At 63.1% G+C, this 11,085-nt stretch carries 12 protein-coding genes; 9 read left to right on the top strand and 3 right to left on the bottom strand.

Translation table 11 applies throughout. The features are described from left to right. Window positions 1-394: 394 nt before the first annotated feature. On the bottom strand, window positions 395-2,329 hold the full coding sequence (locus EWE75_RS05265) for a CocE/NonD family hydrolase (RefSeq protein WP_130155632.1): 1,935 nt from the start codon (window positions 2,327-2,329) through the stop codon (window positions 395-397). A gap of 144 nt (window positions 2,330-2,473) precedes the next feature. Between EWE75_RS05265 and EWE75_RS05260 the strand changes: the two genes are divergently transcribed. The 5 genes from EWE75_RS05260 to EWE75_RS05240 are packed head-to-tail and all read left to right on the top strand — an operon-like array spanning window position 2,474 to window position 6,516. Beyond that, window positions 2,474-3,457 (top strand): C13 family peptidase, encoded by a 984-nt coding sequence (locus tag EWE75_RS05260; protein WP_130155631.1) that lies wholly within the window; start codon window positions 2,474-2,476, stop codon window positions 3,455-3,457. A 36-nt stretch (window positions 3,458-3,493) separates the two neighbouring features. After that, window positions 3,494-4,054 carry an ATP-dependent Clp protease proteolytic subunit gene (locus tag EWE75_RS05255; protein WP_130155630.1) on the top strand — a complete coding sequence of 187 codons (561 nt, stop codon included), beginning with the start codon at window positions 3,494-3,496 and terminating at the stop codon, window positions 4,052-4,054. A gap of 41 nt (window positions 4,055-4,095) precedes the next feature. Next, the gene (locus EWE75_RS05250; RefSeq protein ID WP_130155629.1) at window positions 4,096-4,800 is read left to right on the top strand and encodes an SDR family NAD(P)-dependent oxidoreductase; all 705 of its coding nucleotides are present in this window, start codon (window positions 4,096-4,098) and stop codon (window positions 4,798-4,800) included. Further along, complete coding sequence (locus tag EWE75_RS05245; protein ID WP_130155628.1) at window positions 4,790-5,536, top strand: hypothetical protein; 747 nt, start codon at window positions 4,790-4,792, stop codon at window positions 5,534-5,536. The genes EWE75_RS05250 and EWE75_RS05245 overlap by 11 nt, the downstream gene beginning before the upstream one ends. Continuing rightward, complete coding sequence (locus EWE75_RS05240) at window positions 5,536-6,516, top strand: 50S ribosomal protein L11 methyltransferase (protein ID WP_130155627.1); 981 nt, start codon at window positions 5,536-5,538, stop codon at window positions 6,514-6,516. The genes EWE75_RS05245 and EWE75_RS05240 overlap by 1 nt, the downstream gene beginning before the upstream one ends. On the opposite strand, the gene EWE75_RS05235 is transcribed toward EWE75_RS05240, so the two are convergent. Beyond that, window positions 6,444-6,881, bottom strand: a complete 438-nt coding sequence (locus EWE75_RS05235) for a ribosomal maturation YjgA family protein (protein ID WP_130155626.1) — start codon at window positions 6,879-6,881, stop codon at window positions 6,444-6,446. The two genes, EWE75_RS05240 and EWE75_RS05235, sit on opposite strands and share 73 nt — an antisense overlap. Before the next feature lie 131 nt (window positions 6,882-7,012). Here EWE75_RS05235 and EWE75_RS05230 point away from each other — a divergent pair, with 131 nt between their 5' ends. Beyond that, a complete protein-coding gene (locus EWE75_RS05230) occupies window positions 7,013-7,747 on the top strand; it encodes a DNA-binding transcriptional response regulator (protein WP_165388270.1) in 735 nt (244 codons plus the stop codon). 1 nt (window position 7,748) lies between these two features. Further along, window positions 7,749-8,777 carry a sensor histidine kinase gene (locus tag EWE75_RS05225; protein WP_130155624.1) on the top strand — a complete coding sequence of 343 codons (1,029 nt, stop codon included), beginning with the start codon at window positions 7,749-7,751 and terminating at the stop codon, window positions 8,775-8,777. 27 nt (window positions 8,778-8,804) lie between these two features. On the opposite strand, the gene phhA is transcribed toward EWE75_RS05225, so the two are convergent. After that, a complete protein-coding gene (phhA, locus tag EWE75_RS05220) occupies window positions 8,805-9,668 on the bottom strand; it encodes a phenylalanine 4-monooxygenase (RefSeq protein ID WP_130155623.1) in 864 nt (287 codons plus the stop codon). An 88-nt stretch (window positions 9,669-9,756) separates the two neighbouring features. On the opposite strand from phhA, the gene EWE75_RS05215 reads away from it, so the two are divergent. Both EWE75_RS05215 and EWE75_RS05210 read left to right on the top strand, forming a co-directional pair. After that, window positions 9,757-10,374, top strand: a complete 618-nt coding sequence (locus EWE75_RS05215) for a TIGR02117 family protein (protein WP_231708218.1) — start codon at window positions 9,757-9,759, stop codon at window positions 10,372-10,374. Next, the gene (locus EWE75_RS05210; RefSeq protein ID WP_165388269.1) at window positions 10,359-11,078 is read left to right on the top strand and encodes an esterase/lipase family protein; all 720 of its coding nucleotides are present in this window, start codon (window positions 10,359-10,361) and stop codon (window positions 11,076-11,078) included. The genes EWE75_RS05215 and EWE75_RS05210 overlap by 16 nt, the downstream gene beginning before the upstream one ends. The last annotated feature ends 7 nt before the right edge of the window (window positions 11,079-11,085 follow it).

Here is an 11,085-nt window from a genome sequence, read left to right as displayed (position 1 = left end):
AGCAACTGTTCGGGGTTTGGGAAGACGGATGCGGCCCTGCTCAGCAACGATCTTGCAAGATCGCGAAGTCGAACGGCCTCACATCCGCCGCCGGGACGGGGTGGCCACCCCGTCCCGGCAATCGCCAGTATGCACATTTCCAACACACAAGCGAAGTCGAGACACCTGCGCTCCGGTCTGCCCCTCGACTTCGCTCGGGGCGAACGGCTCTTGGGCAAGGGTGCGTTTTCTCTCAACCGTTCGCACTGAGCGCAGTCGAAGTGCGTGACAACAGCGCTGCCGTGTTTGGCACGTCCTTCGCGCGACTGCACCGGACTTCCAACCCTGCCAAGCCAGATCGGCATCGCTCTTGGCAAGATGCCGGCGGATCACTCCCCCGGCATCTTGCCAAGCCTCACTTCGCCATCGCCGCCGATTGATCGACCGGCACCACCGGCAGCAGCACCGAACTCGCGCCCGCCGCGCCGTGCTCGATCGTCACCGTCGCGGCGCGGTAATCGCCCGGCTTGGCGAGGAAGATGTTGGGCACGAAGGTCTGCGGGTTGCGATCGTAGAGCGGGAACAGCGAGGCCTGGACCTGCACCATGATCTTGTGGCCGGGCAGGAACTCGTGGTTCACCGCCGGCAACCGGAACTTGTATTCCTGCACCTTGCCGGCCGGGATCGCGGTCGGCTTGGCGAAGCTGTCGCGGTAGCGGCCACGGAAGATGTCGAGGCTGATCGGCAGTTGATAGCCACCCATCTTCGGATCGGTGGCATTCTCCTCCGGGTAGACGTCGATGATCTTCACCACGAAATCGCCATCGGTGCCGGTGGTCTTGGCGAAGATATCCGCCCACGGCACGCCCGACACGCGCACCGTCTGGGTCAGCACGGGAGTCGTATAGCTCACCACATCGGTACGCCCGTCGACCGAGCGCTGGTCGGACACCAGCCAGTCACCCCAGCGCCCGTCCTTGAAGTTCACCGGGCGCGGCAGATGCGGCACCGGGTTGGCCGGGTCCGACAGGTAGGAATCGCCGCCGCTCGCCGCCTTCTCGAAGCCGAGCCCCTTGCCGGCTTGCAGATACAGCGGCGTCAGCGGCGTCGCGCAATCCTTGTCACAGGCGAGCGGCCAGCGGCTGAAATTGTCCCAATGGTTCTCGCCCGTATTGTAGATCGCCGCCGCCGGCAGCGTCACCGCCGGGCCGTCCTTCAGATACTGGTTGAAGAACGGCAGCACCATGTCCTCGCGATATTGCTGCGCGGTGTCGCCGTTCCACTGGAACGCACCGAGGCTGCGCCCCTCGCGGTTGATCTGGCTGTGCCGCCACGGCCCCATCACGATATGGTTGCTCGCGCCCTTGCCGGCCTTGACCAGCGATTCATAGCTGTGGATCGCGCCCCACATATCCTCCTGGTCCCACAGGCCCTGTTCCCAGAGCGTCGGCACGTCGGACGGGCTTTGCGCGAGCAACGTGTCGAGCGCCTGGCCCTGCCAGAACGCGTCATAGGCGGGATGCGCGACCATCCGCTGCCACGCCGGCAACTGGTCGTAGCCCGACTGCTTCGCCCAATCGCCCGCCGAGACGCCCCGGAAATTCTCGTAATCGTCCCACCCGCCAGAACGCGGCACCTTGCTCTCGCCCTTGTAGCCGGTCTGCGAGCCGATCCAGCCGATGTTGGCGAGGCGGAACGCGCCGTAATGGAACCAGTCGTCGCCCATCCAGCCGTCGATCATCGGGCTTTGTGGCGCGGCGACTTTCAGCGCGGGGTGCGGATGGAGCAGCGCCATCACCACGGTGAAGCCTTCGTAGGACGATCCGATCATGCCGACCTTGCCGTTCGACTCGGGCAGGTTCGCCTTGTTCACCAGCCAGTCGATCGTGTCATAGGCATCGGTGGTGTGATCGACCTTGGTCGGGTTGAGCGGGCCGATCACCGGGCGCGTGACGACATATTGCCCCTCCGAGCCGTATTTGCCGCGAATGTCCTGATAGACGCGGATATAGCCAGCCTTCACGAACATCTCGTCGGCGAGCGGCAACGTCGAGAGTTCGGAGGGGCTGTCCATCCGGTTGGCGCGGCCCTTGGCGTTGTACGGCGTGCGGGTCAGCACGATCGGCGCGTTGGTAAGGCCCTTGGCGTAGACGATGACGGTGTAGAGCTTGGTGCCGTCGCGCATCGGGATCATCACCTCGCGCTTGACGTAATCGCGCGCCGCCTCGGGCTGGGTGAACTTGGCCGGAATGTCGCCACCCGGCGGGGGCGGGCTCTTGTCGCCGACCTGCGCGGCGGCGGGGCTGAGCGCGAGGGCGGTGGCAGCGAGCAGAAAGAGTTTGGCGCGCATCGGTGAGGGCGACCCTGTTTAGTTTCGGATGCAACAGCCTAGGGCGCGGAGCAGGTATGTTTCAAGCGCGATCCCATTGGCTTGCACATTGACTGCGCGCGCTCCGCAGGCGAGCACATGCGAACATTCCATTGGATATCCCGCATGCCCCTGCGTCCGTTCCGAGCGCTTTTGCTCGCCGCCCTGCTGCTCTCGGTCGCTGCCTCGGCGCAAGCGCCCAAAGCCGCCAAGCCACGTCCGCCGGCACCAGCGCGGCAGGAAGAGGACGACTTCGCCGATTATGCCGCGCAGGGCTTCCAGGTCGAACATGGCCGCGATCCCGGCTGGCAACTCGCCGAACATCGCCGGCTCGACCGCGCGCTCACCGCGCTCCAGCCGCAGCGCAAGGGCGTGGTCGATGCCTATGTGCTGGTGGCGGGGCTCGACAGCGATCCCGTGTTCGGCCGCGAAGCGCGCGAGGCCGGCAAGGTTCTCGCCCGCCGCTACGACGCCGCCGGCCGCACGATCGTGCTCGCCGGCCCCGACGGGCATGGCGCGGACACGCTCGCGCGCGGTTCACCCGACAATATCGCCGCCGCACTGGCCCGTATCGCCGAAGTGATCGACAAGACCGAGGACGTGCTGGTGCTCTACACCACCAGCCACGGCGCGCCCTATGGCATCGTCTATCAGGACGGCGATGCTGGCGTCGGCGCGGTCGGGCCGGAGCGGCTGTCGGCGATGCTCAACACGCTCGGGCTGAAGCGCCGGCTGGTGATCATCAGCGCCTGCTATTCGGGCGTCTTCGTGCCCGCGCTCGCCAACGCCGACGGCATCGTGATGACCGCCGCCGCCGCCGATCGCTCCTCGTTCGGTTGCGAGGCGGACAGCGACTGGACCTTCTTCGGCGACGCGCTCATCAACCACGCGCTTCGCAAGGATCAGCCCTTCGCCGCCGCCGCGAAGGACGCGACGACGCTGATCACCAAATGGGAAACGCAGGGCAAGCTACGCGCCTCCAACCCCAAACTCGCGATCGGCGCGCGCGCGGCGCGCTGGCTCGGCCCGCTCGAAAGCCGCATCCCTGAACCGGCGACCGCTCCGGTCGGCCGCCCCGCCACCAGCCTGTTCGCACGCAAAGCAAGCTGAACGGAACTCTACCGCCGCCCAAGCATTTCGCGCGCCATGTCCATCACCCGCTATCCGCTGCTCGCCCGCCCGCACATCCGCCTCTCCGGCACGGTCGATCAGGCCATGTACGCTACTTTCCGGCAGATGCTCGACACCTGCCCGAACGAGGGCACCATCGTCATCGCGATGACCACGCTCGGCGGCGATCCCGAGGTCGCGCGCACGATGGCCGACGATATCCGGCTGCTGACCGAGCATGACGGGCGCGAGATCCTGTTCCTCGGCAAGGTCGCGGTCTATTCGGCCGGCGCGACTTTCATGTCGGCCTTCCCGGTCGAGCGCCGCTTCCTCACCCGCCACACCCGGCTGATGATCCACGAGCGCACCATCCAGAAGCAGCTCAACATCAACGGCCCGCTGCGGATGTGCGTCGCCTCGATCAAGGCCGCGCTTCACGAGATCGAACATTCGATCCTGATCGAGGAGGAAGGCTTCCGCGATCTCGTCAAAGGCAGCCGGGTCGATTTCGACACACTGCGCGAGAAGGCACCGTCGAACTGGTATATCGAGGCGGAAGAAGCGCGCGACCTCGGGCTGGTGCTCGATGTGATTTAAGAAAGTTTGCGGCTGAGCAGGGCGTTGCTCTAGGAAGCCGCATGACCAACGTGCTTCTCACCGGATCGTCGCGCGGCATCGGCGCGGCGATCGTCACCGCGCTCGATCTCCCCGACGTTGCCCTCATCGGCCAGGCGACCCGCAGCACCGCCGCGAACACGATCGCCGCCGACTTCGCCGATCCCGCCGCGCCGCAAGCCGTGTGGCACGCCGCGCTCGACCACTTCGGCGGCAGCATTGACGTGCTCGTCAACAATGCCGGCGTGTTCGAGGCCAATCCGCTCGATGGCGACGACTGGGTCGCCGGGTGGGAGCGCACGCTGCGCATCAACCTCACCGCCTCCGCCGAACTCTGCCGCCTCGCCGTGCTCCACTGGCAGGCGCGCGGCGTGGGCGGTCGCATCGTCAACGTCGCCAGCCGTGCCGCCTATCGCGGCGACAGCCCGGCGCACTGGCATTACGCCGCCTCCAAGGCCGGCATGGTCGCGATGACCAAGACGATCGCACGCGGCTATGCGCGCGAGAACATCCTCGCCTTCGCGGTCTGCCCCGGCTTCACCATGACCGGCATGGCCGAGGACTATCTCGCCAGCCGTGGCGGCGACAAGCTCCTCGCCGACATCCCGCTCGGCCGCGTCGCCGACCCCGCCGAGATTGCCACGACCGTCAAATTCCTCGCGCTCGAAGCGCCGCCCTCGATGACGGGCGCGGTGATCGACGTGAATGGAGCCAGCTATGTCCGCTGACGCGCCGAAGCCGACCCCTCGACCCAAGGCGCTTCGCCTGCTGACGTGGGGGTTCTCAGCGCTTGGCGTCGTCGCGGCAATCGCGATGATATTCCTGGCGGTGACGTTCGCAGGCTTCATGGCGAAGATACCGAATCGTGCGCAACCGCAGCTCAAGACTGCCAAGAACACCGAGACCTATCGGGTCGAGGACATGAAAGACGTGCGTGGCACCGAATGGCTGGCGATCGAGATCGGCACTACCGACGGTAGCAGTGCTGGCTTCAGCAGCGGGACACGGCATGCTGCCGATCAGCGCAATCTCGTTCTGCTCGATCGTCGCAGCGGAAACAGCCGTCGAATACTCATGGATAACAGCCGCCACATCGACCGAACGGCTTTCTTTCCTGCCAGCAGCACCGACGATGCCGAAGCCGATATCGGCGACGACGACACCAGCGTGGTCGATGCCGTAGCGAACACCCCAACGGACAAGCGGCCCCCGCCACCCCCCTTCGCGTATTATCTGCTGGCGGTGAAACAGGCACATGGCGACGGGCAGGATCTGTTGGTCGGTACGCTGGCAAGCGGCCAGCAGACGTTCGTGATGAAGGGCGTCGACCGGATCGAGCGTATGTGGATGCTGACGCCGACCCGGCTTGCTCTCATCCTGAGCGAGCGGGGGCCGCTCTTCTACCGCGTCGTTGATATTCCCGCGCTAAAGGTGGTGACGAGCCGCCAGATTGAGATTGGATAATGGCCGACGAAAGCTGGAAGCTCACCCTCCCCTGCACGCGCGACGAGGCCGAGGCGATCGATATGGGTGAAGGGCTGGAGGGGTTCGATCCCTCCCCCGTCATCATCACCAGCGAGGAGATCGAGGACGATCCGCTAAGCTGGCGGCTCGACGCCTATTTCAGCGGCAAGCCCGGGTCCGCGATCATCGCGGCGGTGCGCGCGCTCGCGCCGAGTTCGGCAACCGTGAAGGCCAAGGCCGAGCGCGTCCCCGACGAGGACTGGATCACGCTCAGCCAGGCGGGAATCGAGCCCGTCCACGCCGCGCGCTTCTACGTCCACACCAGCGCCAACAAGGGCGATGTGCCGCCGGGCGCACACGCCTTCCACATCGAGGCGAGCCGCGCGTTCGGCACCGGCCACCACCAGACCACCACCGGCTGCCTGCTCGCGCTCGACGCGATGAAGGTGCAAGGCAAACGCTTCCGCAACATCCTCGATCTCGGCACCGGCACCGGGCTGCTCGGCTTCGCCGCGCTGCATTTGTGGCCGCGCGCTTATGCCACCGCGTCGGACATCGATGCCGCCGCGATTTCGATCACCGAAGAGAATGCCGGCGTGAACGACATCCCGCTCGGCGAAGGACCCGGCGCGCTCGCGCTGGCGGCGGCGCCCGGCCTCGAACATCCGCTGCTGATCGGCCGCGCGCCCTATGATCTGATCGTCGCCAACATCCTCGCCGGCCCGCTGATCGGCCTCGCCCCCACCATCGCGATGGCGCTCGCCGAGGGCGGGACATTGGTGCTCGCCGGGCTGCTCGACTGGCAGGCGAAATCGGTGACGCAAGCTTATCGCCGTCAGGGCCTGATGCCCGTATCGGCCAACGCGATCGGCGACTGGCCGACGCTCACCTTGCGCAAACGCGCCCGCTACGGCGCCTCGCGCGTGACCCGGCTCGGGCCGGGCGGCGCCAACGACGCGCCCGGCTTCGGAAGCTGGTGACGCGCTGACCGTGGGGAATCGCACACCAACGCGATCCCCGCGCCGGCCAGATAGGCGAGGAAATCCCACGGGTCGAAGCCCATGCCGAACACGACGCGCGCGACGGCATTGCCCGCGAGGCCAAGCCGATCGACCAGATCGACCGCCTGCCCGACCTCGACCGCGCACGCGATCGCAAACGCCGCGACCACCGCGCCGAAGCGCGGCAACCGGGTGATGGAGCGAAGCCCGAGATAGACCAGCACCACCGCAAGCACGTCGCCGACGTGCGGGCGGACGAAACGGTCATGCACGAAGAGCGCGATGGCCGCCTCGATCGCGAACAATGCGAGCGTCGCCAGCGCATAGGGGAGCCGGAAGGTCATATTGGGGGTGTAGCACCGGGCGATGCAGAGGTCATGCAGACGGTGCGATGCTGCTACATCGTGTCCGTTCGATGCGGATGAGTTCGTTGTTCCCCAATGGTTAGTCATGGCAATCTGCGATTCGCCATGCGATGGTGCGCTATAAGACGCCAGAAAATTTTCAAGCAAGGTTTGTTATGAAAGATAAGCTTCTAGCATTCTTTAGAACAAATGAAGAGCTTTCCGCTTATGAGCGGCAAGCCGCCCTTAGTCGCGGCGTAAGCGAGCGCCGGCGCAAGCTGAGTATTGCGGTCATCGACGACGAGCCATTCAAGCCACAAATGAATCTTGAATCATATGGATACTCTTTTACTCTACTTGGAGACTTGCGATCAGTTGAACAGGTGCGTCAATTCCCTTTGATTCTTTGCGACATCGTTGGCGTTGGCAGACATTTCGATGCAATAAAGCAAGGCGCGAGCATAATAAGCGAGATTAAAAATAATTATCCGGAGAAAGTTGTAGTTGCTTATACCGGAAATGTCACCGCAGATCCGGCAGTACGCGCCGCAATCGAGCGAGCCGATGCCATTATCCAAAAGGATATCGATATAGAGGACTGGATTTCGGAATTAGATAGACTAGCTATATTAGCAACAAACCCATTTCTTGTCTGGGAACGCGTACGACGGCGGATGATAGACATACATGTCAATACTAGAGATATACTTCTACTAGAAGACTCATACGTTCGCTCTATTCAACAAAGAGATTTTAATCTTTTACACTTCCAAAACCTTGCTACGAGAGCCCGTATTGGTGACGCTGCTCGCAATATCGCACTAAATCTTGTTGCATCATACATGTTCGCAGCATTGAGCCACTAAAATGTTTGCGTTGACAACGATCATTGCGGGCCCCGATACCCAGCCAAGGATCGAACGGGGAACACTTCATGTTATCCCCGTGGAATTACGCTCGAACGAGCGATTGCAGCGATATTGCGCGCTCGCGAAACCAGGCTGGTCCGTTGATGACTGGGGGTATAATATGCTCTGCCGCTACCTGCCATCAGGCGAGCGCCTAATCATCCCCGGACTTGAATTAACCGACGGCACTCGCGCTCGACGGCGATTTCACGGCCATGGTCCAAAATTCACCAAGGTGCAAGTAGAGGATTACGCGTCCAGCATCGTTGAATTTGCTCAACAAGAGGCAAGGCGCATTCAAAGTAGTTTGAACGCGCTGATACACGATTTAAGGTCACTGTCGACCACGATTTTACATTCTAATAACGAGGCGAAGATACTTCTCCAGCGCGACATTGGCGAGGCAGAAGTAAGGATAGGGAACGTAGAAGCAGCTCAGGGTATATTACGAATGAGGATCGATGCTTTTGATTTACTAAGCAACCCTAATGCAATCACCACGAGTAAATATGTACCCCTTTTTAAGAAAGTTGATAAGGTAGTAAGGTTCTTCAAGAGCTCCGCTGGAGCCGGAAAGAAACGTATATTTTTGAGTGGTTCATCTCACCGATACTTGCACGGTCCAGATGTTTTTGAATTAGTTCCATTTTCGTTAATTGATAACGCAGTTAAATACTCTCCAGTTGGTTCCGTTATACGAGTTGACGTTACGGAAAATGATCGAACAAGAATTACTATAACCTCATTAGGACCACGCATCAATAAATCCGAGGAAAGTCAAATATTTCTAAACGGCGTCCGTGGAACGCAAGCGATACAAACCGGACTTCCGGGGACTGGGGTTGGCCTTCATCTCACCTCTAAGATCGTTCGCGATTTTTTCAAAGGCGACGTGTGGGTTCAGCAGTCTCAAGCGGCAAGCTATTTTGACTCAAATGAATTTTTCGAGACAACCTTTACCGTAGATGTACCCACTCATCTGAATTAAAAATCATAATAGTGCTCGATGCGAGTCTTAAATCACCTTCCCCCGCGCATACTCCTGCGTCCCGAGCGTCAGCACCGCATCCCCCGCGACGATCTCCCCCACCGCGATATCCGGCTGCCCCCGGATCACGTCGTACAAAGGCGCAAAATCGGTCTCGACCGTCGCGCGCAGCAGTGCGTCGAAGCTCGGGATGACGAAGTAATTCTGCTGGAAATCGTCGATCCGGTATTCGGTCCGCATCACCCGCTCCAGATCGAAGCCGATCCGGTTGGGGCTGGCATCCTCCAGCGCGAAGCGGCTCTCGGCGAAGCTCGACACGATGCCTGCGCCGTAGATGCGCAAGCCTTCCGGCTCGGCGACCAGCCCGAACTCGACCGTATACCAGTACAGCCGCGCGAGATATTTGAGCGCGTGCATCCCGTTGGCGCGAAGCCCGCCCTGCCCGTATGCCACCAGATAGTCGGCGAACACCGGGTCGGCGAGCATCGGCACATGCCCGAACACGTCATGGAAGACGTCGGGTTCCTGGAGATAGTCGAGCTGGTCGCGGCGGCGGATGAAATTGCCGGCGACGAAGCGGCGGTTGGCCATATGCTCGAAGAACACGGCGTCGGGCACCAGCCCCGGCACCGCGACGACCTGCCAGCCGGTCAGGCTCATCAGCCGCTCGGACAGTTCCGCGAAATCGGGGATGCCCGGCTTGGACAGCCGCAGCACGTCGAGCCCGCGCAAATACGCTTCGGACGCGCGCCCCGGCAGCAGCTTCGCCTGGCGCGCGAACAAAGTGTCCCACACCGCATGGTCTTCGGGCGTGTAATGCGCCCAATTCTGCGACACGGTCCAGTCGGCGGCGGCCCCCTCGGGAGGCTGAAGCAGGATTTCGTCTATCACCGCAGTAGCGTATCACGCGCTTGGTTGGCGGGGAACATGCGTGCGGCGATTCTGGTTACATTTGCTACGAAATACTGTCGCGGCGCTGGTGTTGCTCTTGCTGGGCTATGGCGCCGCCGGCCTGATCGGCGGCGCGATCCCGACCAATACGGGTTGGCGCGAGCCCGCCGAGGGCGTGCGGATTCAGGTGTCGAGCAACGGCGTACACACCGGCCTGATCGTGCCCGTCGTCGCCGCCGGCGTGGATTGGCGCGACCTGATCCGCCCCGAGGATCTTAGCGACCCCCGCTATGCGGAATATCCGGCCATCGCAATCGGTTGGGGAGAACGCGCTTTCTACCTCGAAACCCCGACCTGGGCCGACGTGAAGCCCTTGACCGTGCTGACGGCGGCGCTCGGCAGCGACCGCACGGTGATGCACGTCGATCACCTCCCCTGGCCTGCGCCGAACGCGGACAGCCGCGCGATAACGCTGCGGCCGGAGGAATACCGCCGCCTCGCCGCTTTCGTCCGGGCCAGCTTCGCCAAGCGCGGATGGCACCGTACTGGCTATTTCAAAAACGACGCCTTCTACGCTGCCCAAGGCCGCTACAGTGCCTTGCAGACATGCAACGCATGGACCGGCGACGCGTTGAGGTATGCAGGCGTCCGCATCGGTGCGTGGACGCCGTTTGCGATGACGGTGATGCAATGGTTCAAAACCTAGGGGTTCAAGACGTAGCGGCGCTTCCCCCTTCCAAATTCCTCTGGGCCGCCGAACTGCCGCGCGGAATGTGGGGCCTCGCCGAACTGCTCGGCGCGCGCGCCCGGCTGAAGAGCGCGCCGAAGGGCGACGGGCGGCCGGTGATGATCCTGCCCGGCCTCGTCAACACCGATCGCTCGAACCTGCTGCTGCAACGCTTCCTCCGCAGGCTCGGCTACCGGGTCGAAGGCTGGGGCCTCGGCCGCAATCTCGGCGCGCGCGCGATCGGGCGCGAGGGCGAAGTGCTGATGCAGCGCATCGCCGCGCTCCACCGCCAGACCGGCGAGCCGGTGACGCTGATCGGCATCAGCCTCGGCGGCATCATGGCCCGGATCGCGGCGCACCGCGCGCCGAATTCGGTTCGCGAAGTCATCACGATCAGTTCGCCCTATGCCGGCTCGGCCCGCGCGACCAACGTGTGGCGCTCGTTCGAATTCTTCACCGGCGACCGGATCGACGACGATCACGTCCGCGCGCAAGCCGCGCTCGCCGCCAAGCCACTGCCGGTCCCGGAAACCGCGATCTGGAGCCGCAGCGACGGCCTGGTCTCGGGCGAGATCTGCCATGCACCCGATGCGCGCGCGATCGAGGTGCGCAGCAGCCACATCGGCGTGCAATGGCGCGCCGAAGTGATGCTCGCCGTGGCGGGCATCCTCGCCGGGCGCTGACCGCGAC

It is taken from the genome of Sphingomonas populi (assembly GCF_004208535.1).
Taxonomy (GTDB): Bacteria; Pseudomonadota; Alphaproteobacteria; order Sphingomonadales; family Sphingomonadaceae; genus Sphingomonas; species Sphingomonas populi.
The sequence above is the reverse complement of the archived record's forward strand: the minus strand, read 5'-3'. Positions and strand labels throughout refer to the sequence as shown.